The sequence below is a fragment of the Natranaerovirga pectinivora genome, from assembly GCF_004342165.1.
Classification (GTDB): Bacteria; Bacillota; Clostridia; order Lachnospirales; family DSM-24629; genus Natranaerovirga; species Natranaerovirga pectinivora.
Window position 1 is genome coordinate 245,439 of the sequence record NZ_SMAL01000001.1, and the last position, 19,538, is coordinate 264,976.

The window sequence follows — 19,538 nt, forward strand, 5'->3', positions numbered from 1 at the left end:
TGTCATATAAATTGTTTCAATGATAAAATAAAAGGTGACTTATGGAAAAAATTGATATTAAATCTATGGAATATGGTGAGCTCCTTAACTACTTTATTTCAATAGGGGAAAAAAAATTTAGATGTGACCAAGTATTTGGGTGGTTTCATAATAAGTTGATTACTTCTTTTGATGAAATGAGTAACATATCAAAGGATTTAAAAGAAAAATTAAATACAGAGACAGAGTTAGTTCATTTGAAAGTGATACAAAAGCTTATATCTCAAATTGATGGCACTGAAAAGTTTCTATTTCAACTAAAAGACCATAATGTTATAGAGAGTGTTCTAATGAAATACAAGCACGGTAATTCTGTTTGTATTTCATCTCAGGTTGGCTGTAAAATGGGATGTACTTTTTGTGCCTCTACAATTGGTGGCTTAGTTAGAAACTTAAGGGCTTCTGAGATGCTAGAGCAAGTTTATAGCATTCAAAGAGAATCAGGAGAAAGAGTTTCTAATGTGGTTATTATGGGTACTGGTGAACCCCTTGATAATTTTGATGAATTGATGAAGTTTATTAGTGTTATTACAGATGAAAAAGGATTGAACATTAGTATTAGAAATATTACAGTTTCAACCTGTGGTTTAGTGGATAAAATAAAGACATTAGCAGATAAAAAAATTGGCATTACCTTAGCAATATCTCTACATGCATCTAATGATGAGATAAGAAAGAAAACTATGCCAATAGCAAAAAAGTTTTCCATAGAAGAACTTTTAGATGCTTGTAAATACTATATTCATAAAACCAATAGAAGAATTACATTTGAATATAGTTTAATTAGTGGTGTGAATGATACTAAAAAAGATGCTGAAGAATTGTGTAAATTATTAAAGGGGCTTCTATGCCATGTTAATCTAATACCTATTAATCCTATTAAAGAAAGAAATTATCAACAAGGTTCAAAAGAATCTATTGTGAATTTCAAATCCGTTCTAGAAAAAAATGGTATTACTGCAACTATTCGAAGAGAATTAGGAAGAGATATTCAAGCAGCTTGTGGCCAACTACGTAAAAGTTATGGGGAGAATAGGATAGAAAAATAGGGTAGATGGATCAAGGTTATTTTCTAATTTGACATTAGGAGGTTAAATGTGTTTTATGAGGTCATATGGTAAAACCGACAAAGGGATTAAAAGAGCAAGAAATGAGGATACAATTTTTTACTCTGATCAATCTATTGGGAATCTGCCTAATTTATACATCATTGCAGATGGAATGGGTGGACACAATGCAGGAGCCTTTGCTTCTGAATATTCTGTCAAGGGGTTTGTAGATTTTGTGAAAAAAGCCACTTGGGATAATCCAGTGAAGATTATTGAAGATGGCATTTGTAGCGTTAATCAGATGGTACACGAAAAATCATCAGAAGAAGAATATTATAAAATGGGAACAACTTTTGTTGTTTCAACAATAATACAAAAAAAATTGTACATTGGGAATATTGGGGATAGTCGTCTGTATATAATAAGAAATAAAGAAATACAAAAAATTACAAAAGATCACTCTTTGGTTGAAGAAATGGTACATACGGGTCATCTTACAGAAGACGAGGCTAATAGCCATCCTAAAAAAAATATTATTACTAGAGCGATAGGTGCAGAAAAAACAATTATAGTGGATATATATGAAGTGGAATTAGAAAGTGATGATCTGATATTAATGTGCTCTGATGGTTTGACAAATATGTTAAGTCATAAAGAAATTTCTAATATTCTTGAAGATGGAAGTTTCTTAGAAGATAAAGTAAAACAACTCATTTCTAGAGCCAATGAACTTGGTGGCAATGATAATATATCTGTAATTATAATTAAAACTGACATAGATGAGAGGTGAGATAATGCTACAACAAGGGATTTTGTTAAATGATAGATATGAAATAGTAGAAAAAATTGGTTCAGGTGGAATGTCTGAAGTTTATAAAGCAAAATGTACCATGCTTAATAGATATGTTGCTATAAAAGTTTTAAAAGATGAATTTAGATTAGACGAAAGTTTTGTTTCTAAGTTTAAAGTGGAAGCCCAATCTGCAGCAAGCCTTTCCCACCAGAGTATTGTAAATATTTATGATGTAGGTCATGATAAAAATGTTTACTATATAGTTATGGAATTGATTGAAGGCATCACTTTAAAAGAGTATATTAAAGAAAAAGGGTCTTTATCAACAGAAGAAACTATTAACTTAGCCATTCAAGTTGCTTCTGGAATCGAACATGCCCATAAAAACCACATTATACATAGAGATATTAAACCTCAAAATATTATTATTTCAAGTAATGGGGTAGCTAAAGTTACAGATTTTGGAATTGCTAGGGCAGCTAGTTCTGTTACAATTGCAGCTGCAAATGTTGTGGGATCAGTCCATTATATATCTCCGGAACAAGCTAGAGGAGGATATACAGATGAAAAAAGTGATCTTTATTCACTAGGTATTTCCATGTATGAAATGATTACTGGAAAAGTACCTTTTGAAGGAGATAGCAATATCTCTGTAGCATTATCCCATATTCAAGATGAGCTAGTAAAACCAAGTAGTATAAATCCAAATATATCCAGTAGTTTGGAAAATATTATCTTGAAAGCAACTCAGAAAAAAACAGAATTGAGATATAATTCAATGACTGAAATAATTCTTGACTTAAAAAAAGCCATGGAAGTACCTAATGGTGATTTTGTAAAAATAGATACAGTAACGGATTCAAATACAATATTTATTTCAGAAGAAGATGTTAAAAGAATTCGAAGTGTTTCACGAGATGTAGATGAGTTCCAGAATGATGACGAAATAGTAAGTAATAAACCTAATAAAATCATTGATAAATTAATTATCGCATCTGGTGTTGTATTGGCTATGCTTTTAGTTGGTGTCATTACATTTTTTGGTATCAATTATTTACAAGATCGTTTTGTGCCAAAAGAAGTTACTGTTCCTTTAATAAAAGGTTTGACTGAGGAAGAAGCATCAAAGGTATTATCTGATAGTAATCTAGGGTTAAACATTATAAGATATGAATTCTCTGAAGATGTTGAAAATGGGCATATCATTACTCAAGCGCCTGAAGCAGATACTTTGGTTAGAGAAGAAGCAGTTATAAATGTTATTATTAGTAAAGGGGTACAAACTTTTGGTGTGCCTAATGTTATCAATCAAAGGTTTAATGATGCTGAAAGATTTGTTTTACAAGAGAATTTAACACCAAAAATTGAATTAGAGTACAATGACACATTACCTATTGGTGTTGTAATAAGACAAGAACCCGTTTCAGGTACACAGTTAAGAGTAGGAGAAATCGTAACAATTTATGTAAGTAATGGAAGAGCACCAAGATTCACAACAGTTCCTGACTTAAGAGGGTTAACTGAAGAACAAGCAAAACAAAGATTAATTGATAATAACCTACAATTAGGAAACAATACTACTTATGTTGAAAGTCAAGCCTATAGAGAAGGTGAAGTGATTAGTCAAACCGTTGCAAGTGGTGAAACAGTGGAAGAAGGTTATGTGATAGATATTGTTGTAAGTACTGGAATTACAATAAGATATTTTGAACAAGTATTAGTATTGAATGATGTTTTAGCTGAAGACCAAGAGGAAGCAATGATCCGTATTGATTTAAAACAAGGTAATAATATATCAACTATATTTGGAGAAAAGGCTGTTTATAAGGAAGACTTTCCTATTAATATAACCGTAAGAGGGGAAGAAGGAACAGGGGAACTCATCTTATATATTAACGGAGAACAACAAAGGGACCCATGGCCAATTTCTTTTAAAGAGGAGGTAAATTAATGTTGGGTAAAATAATAAAAGGTATTGCAGGCTTTTATTATGTTCATATACCAACAGAGGGTGTTTATGAATGTAAGGCAAAAGGAATTTTTAGAAAAGACAATATAAAACCATTAGTAGGAGACAATGTTGAAGTAGAAATACTTGATAAAGATAACTTTCTCGGTAACATTGTAAAAATTATGCCTAGAAAAAATGAACTCATAAGGCCTCTGGTCTCAAATATTGATCAAGTAATCATTGTTTTTGCCGTTACAGATCCAGACCCTAATTATAATTTGCTGGATAGATTTTTAGTAGCAATCGAAAAGGAAAATATTGATATTATAATTTGTTTTAATAAAATAGATATATTAGATGAAGTTAAAGTTAATAATATTATTTCCGTCTACAAAAATGTAGGGTATAAGGTGATTACCACCAGTACTCTAAAAATTGAAGGAATCGATAATATAAAAGATGTTTTAAAGGACAAAACATCTGTATTTGCAGGACCTTCTGGTGTTGGAAAATCATCAATTTTAAACGAATTACAAGACAAAGTAAAGATGGAAACAGGAGAAATTAGTGCTAAAATAAAAAGAGGAAAGCACACTACGAGACATGCGGAATTAATGTCTTTTGATGATACAAGTTATATTGTGGATACGCCTGGATTTAGTTCTATATTTTTAAATGAAATTGAAGCTAAAGATCTTAGAGAATATTTTATTGAGTTTTTAAAATATAATGATCAATGTAAATTCCAAACCTGTGTTCATATTAATGAGCCTCAATGTGGCGTTAAAGAAGCTTTAAATAATGGGCAAATAAATCAAAACCGATATGATAGTTACAAAATGATATACGATGAGATAAAGGACCAAAGGAGATGGTAGAATGATACAGCTTGCACCTTCTATGTTATCAGCAGACTTTTCAAATTTAGAAAGAGATATTAGATTGATAGATGAAGCAGGAGCACATATGATACACTTAGATGTAATGGACGGTAGTTTTGTTCCTAATATATCTTATGGTGCGCCAGTAATTAAATGCTTAAGAGATAAAACAAATAAAATTTTTGATGTTCATTTAATGGTGAATGAACCCATTAGATATATAGATGATTTTTATAATGCAGGGGCCAATATCATATCGGTTCACGCAGAAGCCTGTACACATTTAAACAGAACCATTCAGAAGATAAAGTCCCTAGGCATTAAGGCAGCTGTTGCGTTGAATCCTGCTACGTCCCTTAGTGTTTTAGACTATGTATTAGAAGAATTAGATATGGTTTTAATTATGAGCGTAAACCCAGGTTTTGGTGGACAATCTTTCATACCTAGCGCATTACAAAAAATTAGAGATTTAAGATGTGTTATAGAAAGCAAAGGATTGGATATTGATATACAAGTAGATGGTGGTATAACAGTAAAAAATGTTAAAGAAGTAATTGAGGCAGGTGCCAATGTTATTGTAGCAGGTTCAGCTGTTTTTAGTGGAGATGCGCAAACAAAAGTATCGGATTTTTTAACAGTATTTAAAGAATTTGGTGAGTAGAATGAAAACATTAATTATAACAGGTGGTACCATTCATTTTGACTTTTTTAATAATTTTCTAAAAGACAATTCCTTTGACTATACTATGGTTGTTGATGGTGCATTAGATATTATAAAAGATTCTCAAGTTAAAGTGGATCTAATCATTGGAGACTTAGATACCGTTGATGAAAACTTAGTTTTACAGTTTAGAGATAAGGGTGTAGAAGTTATACAGTTTTCCCCGGATAAAGACTATAGTGATACCCATTTGGCATTAATAAAAGCCCTTGAGTTAAATGCGTCTGATATAACCATTGTTGGTGGAATAGGGACTAGGATGGATCATACACTGGCGAATATACATACTCTAATGATTCCTACAGAAAAAAATATTCCTTGTAGAATAGTCAATGAAAACAATATAATACAGTGTACCAATAATACGTTGGCATTAGAAAATACTTTTGGAGAATATATTTCTCTTATACCTTTGACTACTGAGGTAAGTGGTATTAGCTCTAAAGGCTTAAAATATTCATTAGATAATGATAAATTAGTTATTGGGGCATCTATAGGTATTAGCAATGAAATAATTGACAAAAATGCATTTATTACCATTAAAGAGGGTATATTAATAGTAATACAAAGCAAAGATTAAAGTCCTAAATGATTTTTCTCTATGTAGACATTCTTCTACTTTAGGGAAAAATCTTTTTTATTTTTATACTCAAAAGAGTAATAGCCTGATTAATCTGTCATAAAATAGTACTAGTAATATTTTATGGGGGCGTTTCCTATGATGAAAAAAGTTGGGGGATTAATTTTAATATGCATTTCCATAGGTATGTTTTTAATGCTTTTTATACCTAAAGGATTATTAACAGTACTTGCAATATTAGGGTTGATTTATATAGGGTATAGATTTATCACGGATTGTTAATAGTAATGGCAATACTAGGATTAATTTATATAAAGTATCAATAGATCGATGAAATGAATAATAAAAAAATAGAACCCCATAGGGTTCTATTTAAGCGCGAACAACGTTTCCTGACTTTAAGCATTGTGTGCAAACACTGATTTTTTTTGGTGCACCATTAATAACTGCTTTAACTTTTTTAATGTTAGGTTTCCACATTTTATTTGATTTTTTATTTGAATGGCTTACCTTATGACCAAAGTGAACGCTTTTTTCACATATTGAACATTTTGCCATAACCGCACCTCCTTCGCCTGCTGTCTTCGCAACAAATCAATTTTAACAGATATTATATAAGAATGCAAGTACAACATAAAAAATCTATTAAATATAGAAAAAATACCCATGAGCAAGGAGTAGTAAAGGTTTTTCTAAGTAGTATTTTGAAAATCAAAGAAAAAAGTGTTTTTTAATTACAATTAAGATGGTATAATATAGATAAAATTTGTGCCTATGTATATTAACTGTTATATAATGGTAAAATTACTTTCATAAAAAGAACTGGAGGTATGTAGAATGAAAGGAAGAATGGCGACAAATATTGGAGACATTATTGTTGATAATGAGGTAATCTCAAAGTATGCAGGATTAGCTGCAGTAGAATGTTATGGTATCGTTGGTATGGCTATGATTACAGTCAAAGAAGGTATCGTTAAACTTCTTAAAAGAGAAAGTCTTGGAAAAGGTGTTAAGGTAAATGTTATTGATAATCGAATTGAAATAGATTTTCATGTTATTGTTGAATATGGAATTAAAATATCAGCTGTTGCAGATAATTTAATTAGTACTGTAAAATATAAAGTTGAGAAATTCACAGGAATGGAAGTTTCAAAAATTAATATCTTTGTAGAAGGTGTTAGAGTAGACTAATCTTAAAACTGAATGGAGGGCAATGATGTGTTAATCAATAAAGTAGATGCAAAGACACTTCAAAAAATATTTATTGCGGGAGCAAAATATCTAGAATCAAAAAAAGAATTTGTCAATGAAATGAACGTATTCCCAGTTCCAGATGGAGATACTGGGACAAATATGTCTCTAACAATTCTTTCAGCAGCTAAGGAAGTTAATGGTCTTGTTGATGTGAATATGAAGTCCGTTGCAAAAGCTATATCTTCTGGTTCTCTTAGAGGGGCAAGAGGAAATTCAGGTGTTATTTTATCTCAGTTATTTAGAGGTTTTTCAAAAGAAATAAGTGAACATGAATTCATTGATACAACAATTATGGCTAATGCATTTCAACAAGGTGTTGAAACAGCCTATAAAGCTGTTATGAAGCCAAAAGAAGGAACCATTCTTACAGTAGCAAGAGGTATTGCTGACAAAGCTACTGAATTGGCAGAGCATAATGATGATATTATTTATGTTCTAAAAGAGACACTTGCTTATGGCGAGGAAGTTTTAAATCAAACTCCTGATATGTTACCAGTATTAAAACAAGCAGGTGTAGTAGATGCTGGTGGACAGGGATTATTATATATATTAATTGGTGCCTACGAAGTTTTAAATGGAAAAGAAGTAAATTATGTGGTGGAAGAATCTCTTACAAAAGAAACAAGTACTGTAACATTAAAAGTTGATGAGGATATTGAATTTGGTTACTGTACTGAATTTATTATAAATTTAACTCAAGAAAACAATGGAACAATTGATTCTGACTTAAAAGCGTACTTATCTTCTATAGGGGATTCAATTGTAGTGGTTTCTGATGATGATATGATTAAAGTGCATGTACATACGAATGATCCTGGAAATGCACTTCAAAAAGGATTATCATTTGGTGCATTAAATAATATAAAAATTGATAATATGAGAGAACAACATAGTGCTTTAGTCGTTGATGAGAAATTATTAGAAGAAAGTGATTCTAAAGTGAGTGCATTAGAAATTCCAAAGGAAAGAAAAGAATCTGGTTTTATAGTGGTTTCTATTGGAGAAGGATTAAATGAAATATTTAAAGGATTAGGTGTTGACTACATCATCGAAGGTGGTCAAACAATGAATCCAAGTACAGAGGATATGCTTAATGCTATTAGTAAAATTGAGGCAGATAACATATTTATATTACCAAATAATAAAAACATCATTCTTGCGGCACAACAAGCTCAGGAATTAGTAGAGGACAAAAAAGTTTTTGTTATCCCTACAAAAACAATACCTCAAGGAATCAATGCCATTATCAATTATGAATATGGGAAAACACCAGAAGAAAATGAGAAAAAAATGAATAATAGCGTTGGACTGGTTAAAACGGGTCAATTAACTTATGCTGTTAGAGACACTCAGATTGAGGACAAAGAAATTAAACAAGGTGATTTGCTAGGTATAGGTGATGGAAAAATATTAGTGGTAGGGAAAGAAATAAATGATTCAACGAAAGAATTATTAGAAATGCTCATAGATGAAGACTCTGAATTAATAAGCGTTTACTATGGCCAAGATGTAAAAGAAGAGGATGTTGAAGAATTAAGAGAATACATTGAAGGAACCCATGAAGAATGTGATGTAGAAATACATTATGGCGGGCAACCCCTTTATTATTACATTATTTCTGTTGAATAAAAAAGTTAAACACTGAATCACTTAGTAAAAGTGTTCAGTGTTTTTTAGTGATAAGCCCTACTTTTGAATATATAAAAGTATTCTTTTAAAAAAGAGGTGAGGATAATGGAGACAAATTTGTCGATTTCGGTTTTAAAAGGTGTAGGTGAAAAAACGAAAACATATTTAAACAAATTAGGGATAGTTACAATTGATGATTTGTTGCATAACTATCCAAGAAGTTATGAAAGCTTTTCTAAGCCTTTAAAAATAAAAGATATGGTATTAGATGAAATGAATTCTATTGAAGGCAGTATCTGTGCTTCAATTAACCAATTGGCTAAAAATAAAATCAAAATAACAAAAACAAAGGTTAAAGATGATACAGGATTAATCAATATCATATGGTTTAATCAATTGTATATAAAAAACAAATTAAATTCATCAGAAAAATTCATTTTTAAAGGAAAAGTAGAATATAAATATGGACAAATACAAATGCTATCTCCAGAGATATATAGTGTTGATGAATATACTAAAAAAACAGAAGCTTTGCAGCCTATTTATTCATTAACTAAGGGTCTTACCCAAAACAATATGAATAATTTTGTAAAGCAAGGTTTATTAAAAACCCGGAATCAATTAAAAGAATTTCTACCTTTAGAAATTAGAACGGCTCATGGTTTTTCAGAATACAATTATTCAATTAATCAAATTCATTACCCCTTTAATATGAAGACATATAAAGAAGCAAGAAAAAGACTGGTTTTTGATGAATTTTTATTATTTCAAATGGCTCTTTTAAGTCTAAAAACTGTAAAAGAGCAAGATAGTACGGATGTTATAATAAAAGATGATACAGGGATTAAAGATATTCTAAAGTCATTGCCTTTTGAACTTACAAAAGCGCAATTAAGGGTTTGGAATGAAATTAAAGATGATCTTTATAGTAATAAGGTGATGAATAGATTATTACAAGGTGATGTTGGATCGGGAAAAACTATTATTGCAGCATTGGCCTTAGCTTTAGCAGCTAAAAATGGGTATCAAGGAACCATTATGGTTCCTACTGAAGTATTAGCAAAGCAACATTATATATCTCTTAAGAATTTTTTAGAACCCTTCAATATAAGAATAGGTTTATTAGTTGGCTCTATGACCTTGAAAGAAAAAAAAGAAATGTACAATAACATAAGGAATAAAGAAATAGATATTATTGTAGGCACACATGCCCTTATACAAGAAAAAGTTACATATAATAATCTAGGTTTGGTCATTACAGATGAACAACATCGTTTTGGTGTAAAGCAAAGAGAGACATTGATTCAAAAAGGAAACAACCCACATATTTTAGTAATGAGTGCTACACCTATACCAAGAACTTTGGCTTTAATTGTCTATGGAGATTTAGATGTGTCTATAATAGATGAATTGCCTCCTAATAGACAAACAATCAAAACTTATGCAGTGGATACCAGTTATCGTAGCCGTGTTTATAGTTTTATAGAAAAAGAAATACAAAAAGGGAGACAAGTCTATATTATTTGTCCAATGGTTGAAGAATCAGAAGACCTAGATTTAGAATCTGTGGTAGAATACACTGAAAAACTCAAACAGAGTATTAATGGATCCATAAAAATCTCTTATTTACATGGAAAGATGAAAGGCAAAGAAAAAAATGAGATAATGGAAGATTTTGCAGATAATAAAATTCAGGTCTTAGTTTCTACAACTGTTGTAGAAGTAGGCGTAAATGTACCTAATGCTACTATCATGGTTATTGAGAATTCAGAAAGATTTGGATTGGCACAACTCCATCAATTGAGAGGAAGAGTAGGTAGAGGAGAGCATCAATCTTTTTGTATACTCCTTACAGATACAAAAAATGAAAAAACGAAAGAGCGTTTAGACGTTTTAAGCAAACATAATAATGGATTTATTATTTCAGAATATGATTTAAAATTACGTGGTCAAGGAGATTTATTTGGTATACGTCAACATGGTCTGGTTGAATTTAAACTTGGAAATGTATTCGAGGATATAGAGTTATTAAAGTTAGCCAATTCAATTGCTAAAAAAATATATACCAAAGATCCTGACTTGGAATTAGAGGCCCATCAGATATTAAAACAAAGGTTAATACACTATATTAAAAGTCACTATGTTGTTTAGATAATGATTGTTTTTTTAAAATCAAAATGTAAAGAATTTCTAGTGTATAGATTAACATTTTACATATAATATAGTTGTAACCTATAAAACATTTTCTTTACAGAAATGCATGCAGGATCAAGTAACTATTAAATTACCAAGTCTGAAAAAAATTATAAGAATGGAGGAGCTATTATGTCAAGTAGAAATAAATCAGTAGTACCACAAGCTAGAGAGGCTTTAAACAGATTTAAATATGAGGTTGCTAATGAGATTGGTGTACCATTAAAAGATGGATATAATGGTGACTTAACATCTTATCAAAATGGTTCAGTAGGTGGGTACATGGTTAAAAAAATGATCGAACGTGCGGAACAAGACTTAATGAGTCGATAAGTGTTAAGAAAAAATGTTACAAAACTATCTGTTTTGTAACATTTTTTTGTGTATTAAAACCTAATGCCTCTTTTCGAACTCTTGCAAGCAAGTTTTAAAAACACTCACCTTATGTCCCTTGTGCCAAGAGACATAAGGTTTGTTGAAATTGTGATTTTCAAACCCTTGCAAGCAAGTTTTAAAATCACTCACCTTATGTCCCTTGTGCCAAGAGACATAAGGCTTGTTGAAATTGTGATTTTCAAACCCTTGCAAGCAAGTTTTAAAATCACTCACCTTATGCCCCTTGTGCCAAGAGACATAAGGTTTGTTGAAATTGTGATTTTCAAACCCTTGCAAGCAAGTTTTAAAATCACAATTTCACATTGACAAATATACATATTACTATAAAATAAAATTATAAATGAAAAGGATTGGTAGATAATGAGAGTTATAGCAGGAAAAGCTAGAAGAGTAAAATTGATTGCCCCTGAAGGGCATCATGTGAGACCAACAACAGATAGAATTAAAGAAACATTGTTTAATATAATTAATCCTTATATCATAGAAAGCAATTTTCTTGATTTGTTTAGTGGTAGCGGTGCCATAGGCATAGAAGCTTTAAGTAGAGGGGCTCATAAAGCCGTTTTTGTTGAAAACAACAGGAATGCCCTAGAAAGTATTCGTATAAACTTGAATAATACGAAACTTGGAGATAATTGCCAAATATATACTTTAGATGCAATCAATTCTGTAGAAATTTTAGAGCGTGATGGTCACGTTTTTGATGTTATATTTATGGACCCGCCATATAATACTGGAATAGAAGAAAAAATATTAGAAAAGTTAAAGGCATCAACGATTATCAACCAAGATACGATCATTATAATAGAAAGTGATATAAATGATGATCTATCCTATATTGATAAACTGGGTTTTTCTATAGAAAAAATAAAGAAATATAAAACCAACCAACATGTTTTTATTTATGGTTAAAAGGCCATTGTAATAAAATAAATGGGTAATTAGAATTAGTTAAATTCAAATGAGGTGAAGAGATGAGAATTGCAGTATATCCAGGAAGCTTTGATCCAGTGACTTTAGGCCATTTAAACATAATACAAAGAAGTGCAAAATTAGTTGATAAATTAATTGTTGGTGTATTAAATAATAGTAATAAAAGTCCGTTGTTTTCTGTAGAAGAACGTGTTAATATGTTAAATGAAGTAACTAAAGATATGAAAAATGTAGAAATAGAAGCCTTTGATGGGTTGCTTGTAGAATTTTTGAAAAAGAAAAATGCTTCTGTTATTATTAGAGGCTTGCGTGCTATTTCAGATTTTGAATATGAATTACAAATTGCACAAACAAATAATATTTTAGATCCTAAAATAGATACCATTTTCTTAGTAACAGATGTAGAATATTCTTATTTAAGTTCTAGCATTGTTAGAGAGGTAGCTAAATACGGAGGGGATATAAGTCAATTGGTTCCAGAGTATGTGAAAGAAATGTTCGAAAAAAAGAAATGAAAATTTAAGTAATATACATATATAAGGGAGGATTCTTGGGATGAGTAGAATTATACAATTAATAGATGATATAGAAGACTTTTTTGAACAATGTAATAGTTTGCCATTTACCAATAAAGTAGTGGTTGATAAAGATGATGTGTACGAATTAATGACAGAGCTAAGGTTAAAAGTTCCAGATGAAATCAAAAAATCTGCTAGAGTCATTGAAGAAAAAGAAAAAATAATGAATGAAGCAAAGCAATTTGCTGAAGAAATGGAAAAGCAAGCAGAGACAAAAATAAGTTCTCTAGTAAATGAACATGAAATAATACAACAGGCCTATGAAAAGGCACAAGTTATCATTGATAAAGCAAAAGAAGACGCAAGAGAAATGCGTCTAAGTGCTATTTCTTATGTTGATGAAATTTTAGAAAAGCTAGAAAAGGCTGCAGAATACACATTAAATAATGCAAAAACAAATTACGAAACTTTATTAAACAACTTAACGGATGATATTAATTTAGTAAAAGAAAACAGAAAAGAATTAAATTCTAACAATTCATCATATGAAAATGAAGAAGAGTAGAGTGAGTAAAAAAGTGATAAAAGCATTAACACATTTTGCCAATACATATTTCGTGATGGATAAATTGGTGTTTTGAATAACACTTGCTGTCTGTGCATGAACAGAGAAACCACCAAATGCTATTATTGTGTTTACTAATACAATTTTTGTTTCTATGCCATTTGGTATTTTGGACAGTAGACTTATGCCATTTGATATTTCTACTGTTCCTAATAAAAAGTTCTTTATAAGTAAAGAATCAATTGGAATAAGGTTAACCAAGCTTAAGATAATAGAGAAAAATATTACATAACCACCAATTCTAACAATTAAATCAACGCCATCAATAATACATTGATCAAAAATTTTGAAAGCAGTTTCATTGGATTTGACTAATGTATATTTTTTTGTGTTATTAATATTCTTAGTATCAATTCTATAAACAAAACTAAAAATAACGCCGGTTAATAAACTTGATATGTATAAAATTATAAGAAGATAAATTCCTAAGTTTCCTACGTCTAATATGCCTACAGACACAAAACCTAAAACAAACATTGGACTTGCATTATTAGAAAAAGTTAATAAGTATTGAGCCTGCTTTTGCGTTATAAGATTTTTATTTAGCAAATCAGCAACAATTTTAGCCCCCATTGGATAACCTGAGAGCATACCTAATACCCAAGCATAGCCAGCAACACCAGGTAACTTATAGACGTATTTCATAATAGGGTTAAAAATAATACTTATATATCTAACAATATTAAATTGTATTATTAAATTAGAAACAATAATAAAAGGTAGTAATGATGGCACAATAACATTTGACCATAATAATAAACCTTCAGTAGCAGCTTCAAAGGTGTATTTAGGTGCTATAATAAGACTAATAAGAATCAAAATTACTCCAATATAAAGTAAATATCTTTTTTTAAATTTAATCATAATCAACTCTACTGTTTGTACTTAAGAATAGTATATTATGTAAAAGAGAAAATAATGAAGGATTTTTTCAAAGAGATATAAATTTATGATAAGTACGATTAAAGAAAACAGCCACTTATCCATTTGTTAGGAAAGAGCTGTTTTGATTAAGTATTAAGTAATTATAAACTTTTGTGTCAAATCACTATTCAATTGGGTATTGAATTTTTGGGACACACAAAGATTGTATAAATGAGTTGCATATAAATCCTTTTCCAACATTTTTAAAGCAGGGCTAGTCAAATTCCCAAGGGCTTTATTAGTATTTGATATAATGGGTAAGGTACAATTAGATTTGATGTTTTTAAGTAGCTCTTGGCTCTCTTTTTTAAATCCTAAGTACTTTATATAATAAATTAAATCAGTATTCAATAATACCTGAAAATCATCTTTTTTGATATTTAATAATATATGGATGAGGGCTCTTTGTATCCTGGTATAAGTAAATCTCTTGGTTTTTACTTTTTCAATTAGAGTGGAAATCTTATTACATTCTTTAGAATACTTGAAGATTCTATCTTCAAGGCCTTCTGACACGTCCAGATAACTTTGTAATTGTGTAGGGGTACAACTTAATAATTTGTAAAATAGGTACTCAGAAAAATCATCTATAAAAACAGGAAAACTTTTATTATAAAAACGGCTCATTATGTCAAAAGTATTATTAGGTACATTTTTTTGAAGTGGTTTAATTTCTTCATTATTAGATAAGAAATCTCTGATACCAGTGGCTGAAGCAATGGGTTTCTCAATAGAAATATCATGATAGCCTGTAACTTGCCTTGTAATTGTATGTGGCTTGATTGAACTCTTGGATTTTAGCAAGGCTTTAATATATTCAATGCCAAGGATATTATTAGGAGAATCCAACACTTTTTCTAATTCATCAATATTGGTATACCTATTTTGATTCTTAAAGAAATCCAGTAAGGCTTTGGATCTTGCCTTTGGAAAGCTTAGTCCTTTTCCTAGATAATCTTTTATTAGGCATTTAAGTTCACTAGGCTCATTCACAAGAATTCTTGATATTTCTGTCAACAATTCTATATTACCACATTCGCTACCAAAACAAACTGAATCAACTATACCAAGATTATTTAAAATTTCAATAGAGGCATTTGCAAAATATTCAGCACTAGAGGTAGAGTAGTAAACTGGTAATTGAATAACCAAATCAACACCATTTTCAAGAGCCATTACTGTTCTTGTCCATTGATCTATTAGAGCAGGAGTCCCTCTTTGTAAAAAGTTACCACTCATAATAGCAATAACAAAATCTGCATTTGTAATTTCCTTGGATTTATTTAAATGATAAGCATGTCCATTATGAAATGGATTATATTCTACAATTAAACCGACAACACGCATAAAATAACTCCTTTTTAGGCAAATTAGTAAAGTCAAAAACTAATTACATTGCCAATAAATTTTTCAAGACTTAAAATTTATGTTATGATTATGTATAATAGCAAATTTGTTTCTAAGGATTTAAATATCAACTACTCTATGAAGAGTGTCTTTTGAAAAGAAAAGATGAATGAATATATCCTTAAGAATTATTGACAAATCATTTTATATTATAATATAGTTTTCTTGATTTATAAACAATGTTTATTAAAATAAAGATATGATTGGAATATAATTGCAAAAAATGTCAAATACATATTGTATACAATAAACATATGGTTTATAATAGAAATGATGTAATGATTATGCAAAATAATACCACGACTAAATTAGATAGTAGTTGGTCAATTTAAAGTTGAAAGGAGTTTTTAAAGTGAGTTTTATTGATAAAATTAAAGAAACTGCTAAACAAAACAAACAAACTATCGTACTTCCAGAGTCACTAGAAAGAAGAACTGTTGAAGCAGCTCATACAATTCTAGAAGAAGATATTGCAAATATTATTTTAGTTGGTAATAAAGAAGAAATTGCTGAAGTTGCTAAAGGGTTAAATATCGAAAAAGCAACCATTATTGAGCCTACTAATTTTGATCAAATGGATGATTATGTAGACACATTAGTAGAATTAAGAAAAAGCAAAGGTATGACAAGTGAACAAGCTAAAGACTTACTAGTGAAAGATTCATTATACTTAGGTGTAATGATGGTTAAAAAAGGATTTGCTGATGGGATGGTAGCAGGAGCAGTTAATTCAACAGCTAATGTATTAAGACCTTCTTTACAAATCTTAAAAACAGCACCAGGAACAAAATTAGTATCATCATTTTTTGTAATGGTTGTTCCAGATTGTGAATACGGATCAAATGGTACATTTGTATTCTCTGATTGTGGATTAGTACCTCATCCAAATGCTGAAGAATTAGCGGCTATTGCAGGAAGTTCTGCAAATTCATTTAAAGCATTAGTAGGTGAAGAGCCAGTTGTTGGTATGTTATCATTTTCAACAAAAGGCAGTGCATCACACCCTGATGTAGATAAAGTAGTTGAAGCAACAAGAATCGCAAAAGAAACTTATCCAAACATTAAAATAGATGGAGAATTCCAATTAGACGCAGCTATTGTACCGTCAGTAGGATCTTCTAAAGCACCAGAAAGTGAAATAGCAGGAAAAGCCAATGTATTAATATTCCCAGACTTAGATGCAGGTAATATAGGTTATAAATTAACTCAAAGATTGGCTAAAGCAGAAGCTTATGGTCCTGTAACACAAGGTATTTCAAAGCCAGTAAATGATTTGTCCCGTGGTTGTTCAGCAGAAGATATCGTTGGCGTAGTTGCCATTACAGCTGTACAAGCCCAAAATCAAAAATAAGAACATGGCTAGTGAACTAGTCATACATATATAAAGGAGAGAAAAAATGAAAGTATTAGTAATTAACTGTGGAAGTTCCTCATTAAAATATCAATTAATTGACATGTCAAACACAGAAGTTTTAGCTAAAGGTTTAGCAGAACGTATCGGTATTTATGGTAGTCGTTTAAAACATACGCCAAAAGTTGGCGATACAGTAATCATTGAAGGTGCAATGCCTAGTCATAAAGATGCTGTAAAATATGTTTTAGATGCATTAATGGACAAAGATTATGGTGTGATTCAAAGTACAGATGAAATTAATGCTGTAGGACATCGTATTGTTCATGGTGGAGAAGAATTTAGTACATCAACATTATTAACAGATGATGTTATTGCAGCGGTTGATGCTTGTAGTGATTTAGCACCACTTCATAACCCAGCTAACTTAATTGGTATTGATGCGTGTAAACAATTAATGCCTAACACACCTATGGTTGGTGTGTTTGATACTGCTTTCCACCAAACAATGCCAGGTAAAGCATTCATCTATGGTTTACCATATGAGTTATATGAAAAACACAAGATTAGAAGATATGGTTTCCATGGAACATCTCATAGCTTTGTTTCAAAAAGAGCAGCAGAGATGTTAGGGAAAGACATTAAAGATACAAAAATCATTGTATGTCACTTAGGAAATGGTGCAAGTATTTGTGCTGTTAAAGGTGGAGAATCTGTAGATACAAGTATGGGATTAACACCATTAGAAGGATTAATCATGGGTACGCGTAGTGGTGACATTGATCCAGCTATCTTTGAATTCTTACACAAAAAAGAAAAATTAACAATAGAAGAAATTATGGACATCCTAAACAAAAAATCAGGAGCTCTAGGAATTTCAGAAGTATCTAGTGACTTTAGAGATATTGAAGATGAAATGGAAAAAGGCAATGAAAAAGCAATCTTAACCATGGATGTTTACAATTACCGTGTTGCAAAATACATTGGTGCATATGCAGCAGCTATGAATGGTGTAGACGCTGTCGTATTCACTGCTGGACTTGGTGAAAACAACAAAGATATGAGAAAAGATGTTTGTGATTATTTAGGATATCTTGGTGTAAAAGTAGATGAAGAGAAAAACAATTGCCGTGGAACAGAAAGAGATTTCTCAGCAGAAGGCGCAACTGTTAAAACTTTTGTAATACCAACAAATGAGGAATTAATGATTGCTCAAGAAACTGTAACAATAGTAAATAAATAATAAATATACACTTTTTAATATATATGATAATAATATGAGTAAATTAGAAAGTTAGTCTATTGGTCTAACTTTCTTTTACACTTTAAGATTTTTATAATAGAGTACCTTAGCCTATGACTCTTACTAAGAGCCACAAGCTTCGTTGAAAATATAATTTCCAAATCCTTGCAAGCAAGTTTGCAAATTACATTTTCATATGGAATGGATTTTAGGCTGTAAGATAGGCTCTCTTGAAAAATGTTATTGACAAAATATAAAGTCATATGTATAATACAATAAGTGTAAACTTAAGGTGATGACTTGTGCTTATTAATGTAACTAAATTGCTTTTATCTGAAGGTTTTGTAAAAGAAGTTAATGAAAGTATTCCTATTGACAAGATTAAATGTCAAGGGATAACCTATTCTCTTAAGGATGAAGTTAAGACGGAAGTAAAACTCACTAATATTGGTAAAAAGGAAGTTGAAATAGCGGGTAAGTTAAATGCTGCTTTAATCATTCCTTGTAGCCGTTGTACGGAAGAAGTTATATATCATTTAGAAACAAACTTTCATCGTGTAGCTAGTTTTGGTGAAAAAAGAGTTGCTGTAGATGATGATGATGATGATGAAGCTAATAAGTATGTAGAAGGTCACAATATTGATTTATATCAATTGGTTTATGAAGAGTTAATAATTAACTTTCCAATGAAAGTTTTATGTAAAAACGACTGCGAGGGCATATGTAATAGTTGTGGTTGCAATATAAATATTAACAAGTGTGATTGTGATAATTTAGATATAGACCCAAGAATGGCAGTGTTTAAAGATATCTTAAAAGATTATTGAGGAGGTGTAGTTATGTCAATATGTCCAAAAAGAAAAATATCAAAGGCGAGAAGAAATGCACGTAGAGCAAACTGGAAAATGAGTGCACCTAATTTAGTTAAATGTAGCAAATGTTCAGAACTAATGATGCCACATAGAGTTTGTAAAAGCTGTGGAACATACAACAAAAAAGTAGTAGTAGAAGTAGCTCAATAATTGAGTTAAAAAAGGACAGCCTAGGCTGT

21 protein-coding genes are annotated in these 19,538 nt (G+C 30.5%); 18 read left to right on the forward strand and 3 right to left on the reverse strand.

The window, feature by feature from the left end; genetic code table 11:
- The first annotated feature begins 41 nt into the window (after positions 1 to 41).
- From rlmN to EDC18_RS14430, 7 genes are all read left to right on the forward strand, one after another.
- A complete protein-coding gene (rlmN, locus tag EDC18_RS01200; protein WP_132249434.1) occupies positions 42 to 1,088 on the forward strand; it encodes a dual-specificity RNA methyltransferase RlmN in 1,047 nt (348 codons plus the stop codon).
- Between the two features lie 55 nt (positions 1,089 to 1,143).
- Positions 1,144 to 1,878, forward strand: a complete 735-nt coding sequence (locus tag EDC18_RS01205) for a Stp1/IreP family PP2C-type Ser/Thr phosphatase (protein WP_132249436.1) — start codon at positions 1,144 to 1,146, stop codon at positions 1,876 to 1,878.
- Between the two features lie 4 nt (positions 1,879 to 1,882).
- Positions 1,883 to 3,832 carry a Stk1 family PASTA domain-containing Ser/Thr kinase gene (gene pknB / locus EDC18_RS01210; protein ID WP_165878414.1) on the forward strand — a complete coding sequence of 650 codons (1,950 nt, stop codon included), beginning with the start codon at positions 1,883 to 1,885 and terminating at the stop codon, positions 3,830 to 3,832.
- The gene (gene rsgA, locus EDC18_RS01215) at positions 3,832 to 4,710 is read left to right on the forward strand and encodes a ribosome small subunit-dependent GTPase A (RefSeq protein WP_132249440.1); all 879 of its coding nucleotides are present in this window, start codon (positions 3,832 to 3,834) and stop codon (positions 4,708 to 4,710) included. Before pknB ends, rsgA begins: the two co-directional genes overlap by 1 nt.
- A 1-nt stretch (position 4,711) precedes the next feature.
- Positions 4,712 to 5,374 (forward strand): ribulose-phosphate 3-epimerase, encoded by a 663-nt coding sequence (rpe, locus tag EDC18_RS01220; protein WP_132249442.1) that lies wholly within the window; start codon positions 4,712 to 4,714, stop codon positions 5,372 to 5,374.
- Position 5,375: 1 nt separating this feature from the next.
- Positions 5,376 to 6,014, forward strand: coding sequence for a thiamine diphosphokinase (locus EDC18_RS01225; RefSeq protein ID WP_132249444.1), 639 nt, complete (start codon positions 5,376 to 5,378; stop codon positions 6,012 to 6,014).
- Between the two features lie 138 nt (positions 6,015 to 6,152).
- A complete protein-coding gene (locus tag EDC18_RS14430; protein ID WP_165878415.1) occupies positions 6,153 to 6,296 on the forward strand; it encodes a hypothetical protein in 144 nt (47 codons plus the stop codon).
- A gap of 90 nt (positions 6,297 to 6,386) precedes the next feature.
- Here the strand turns inward: EDC18_RS14430 and rpmB are convergent, their stop codons facing one another.
- Positions 6,387 to 6,572, reverse strand: coding sequence for a 50S ribosomal protein L28 (gene rpmB, locus EDC18_RS01230; RefSeq protein WP_132249446.1), 186 nt, complete (start codon positions 6,570 to 6,572; stop codon positions 6,387 to 6,389).
- A 279-nt stretch (positions 6,573 to 6,851) separates the two neighbouring features.
- Here rpmB and EDC18_RS01235 point away from each other — a divergent pair, with 279 nt between their 5' ends.
- From EDC18_RS01235 to EDC18_RS01265, 7 genes are all read left to right on the forward strand, one after another.
- Positions 6,852 to 7,205, forward strand: a complete 354-nt coding sequence (locus EDC18_RS01235) for an Asp23/Gls24 family envelope stress response protein (RefSeq protein WP_132249448.1) — start codon at positions 6,852 to 6,854, stop codon at positions 7,203 to 7,205.
- 27 nt (positions 7,206 to 7,232) lie between these two features.
- Positions 7,233 to 8,897, forward strand: coding sequence for a DAK2 domain-containing protein (locus tag EDC18_RS01240; RefSeq protein ID WP_207669141.1), 1,665 nt, complete (start codon positions 7,233 to 7,235; stop codon positions 8,895 to 8,897).
- A gap of 105 nt (positions 8,898 to 9,002) precedes the next feature.
- Positions 9,003 to 11,048, forward strand: a complete 2,046-nt coding sequence (gene recG / locus EDC18_RS01245) for an ATP-dependent DNA helicase RecG (protein ID WP_132249452.1) — start codon at positions 9,003 to 9,005, stop codon at positions 11,046 to 11,048.
- A gap of 174 nt (positions 11,049 to 11,222) precedes the next feature.
- On the forward strand, positions 11,223 to 11,423 hold the full coding sequence (locus EDC18_RS01250; RefSeq protein ID WP_132249454.1) for an alpha/beta-type small acid-soluble spore protein: 201 nt from the start codon (positions 11,223 to 11,225) through the stop codon (positions 11,421 to 11,423).
- 423 nt (positions 11,424 to 11,846) lie between these two features.
- Positions 11,847 to 12,398: a 16S rRNA (guanine(966)-N(2))-methyltransferase RsmD gene (gene rsmD, locus EDC18_RS01255; RefSeq protein WP_132249456.1), complete on the forward strand. Its 552-nt coding sequence runs from the start codon at positions 11,847 to 11,849 to the stop codon at positions 12,396 to 12,398.
- Positions 12,399 to 12,460: 62 nt separating this feature from the next.
- A complete protein-coding gene (coaD, locus tag EDC18_RS01260) occupies positions 12,461 to 12,934 on the forward strand; it encodes a pantetheine-phosphate adenylyltransferase (RefSeq protein WP_132249458.1) in 474 nt (157 codons plus the stop codon).
- 40 nt (positions 12,935 to 12,974) lie between these two features.
- Positions 12,975 to 13,502 carry a vacuolar family H+-ATPase subunit H gene (locus EDC18_RS01265; RefSeq protein ID WP_132249460.1) on the forward strand — a complete coding sequence of 176 codons (528 nt, stop codon included), beginning with the start codon at positions 12,975 to 12,977 and terminating at the stop codon, positions 13,500 to 13,502.
- Here EDC18_RS01265 and EDC18_RS01270 read toward each other — a convergent pair.
- Entirely contained in the window at positions 13,479 to 14,426 is a 948-nt protein-coding gene (locus tag EDC18_RS01270) for a hypothetical protein (RefSeq protein ID WP_132249462.1), read from the reverse strand. The two genes, EDC18_RS01265 and EDC18_RS01270, sit on opposite strands and share 24 nt — an antisense overlap.
- A 153-nt stretch (positions 14,427 to 14,579) precedes the next feature.
- Positions 14,580 to 15,833, reverse strand: a complete 1,254-nt coding sequence (locus EDC18_RS01275) for a nucleotidyltransferase (RefSeq protein ID WP_132249464.1) — start codon at positions 15,831 to 15,833, stop codon at positions 14,580 to 14,582.
- Positions 15,834 to 16,245: 412 nt separating this feature from the next.
- Between EDC18_RS01275 and pta the strand changes: the two genes are divergently transcribed.
- From pta to rpmF, 4 genes are all read left to right on the forward strand, one after another.
- Complete coding sequence (gene pta / locus EDC18_RS01280) at positions 16,246 to 17,244, forward strand: phosphate acetyltransferase (protein WP_132249466.1); 999 nt, start codon at positions 16,246 to 16,248, stop codon at positions 17,242 to 17,244.
- Positions 17,245 to 17,290: 46 nt separating this feature from the next.
- The gene (locus tag EDC18_RS01285; RefSeq protein ID WP_132249468.1) at positions 17,291 to 18,487 is read left to right on the forward strand and encodes an acetate kinase; all 1,197 of its coding nucleotides are present in this window, start codon (positions 17,291 to 17,293) and stop codon (positions 18,485 to 18,487) included.
- Between the two features lie 302 nt (positions 18,488 to 18,789).
- Positions 18,790 to 19,314, forward strand: a complete 525-nt coding sequence (locus tag EDC18_RS01290) for a YceD family protein (RefSeq protein ID WP_132249470.1) — start codon at positions 18,790 to 18,792, stop codon at positions 19,312 to 19,314.
- 12 nt (positions 19,315 to 19,326) lie between these two features.
- The gene (rpmF, locus tag EDC18_RS01295) at positions 19,327 to 19,509 is read left to right on the forward strand and encodes a 50S ribosomal protein L32 (RefSeq protein ID WP_132249472.1); all 183 of its coding nucleotides are present in this window, start codon (positions 19,327 to 19,329) and stop codon (positions 19,507 to 19,509) included.
- Positions 19,510 to 19,538 lie beyond the last annotated feature (29 nt).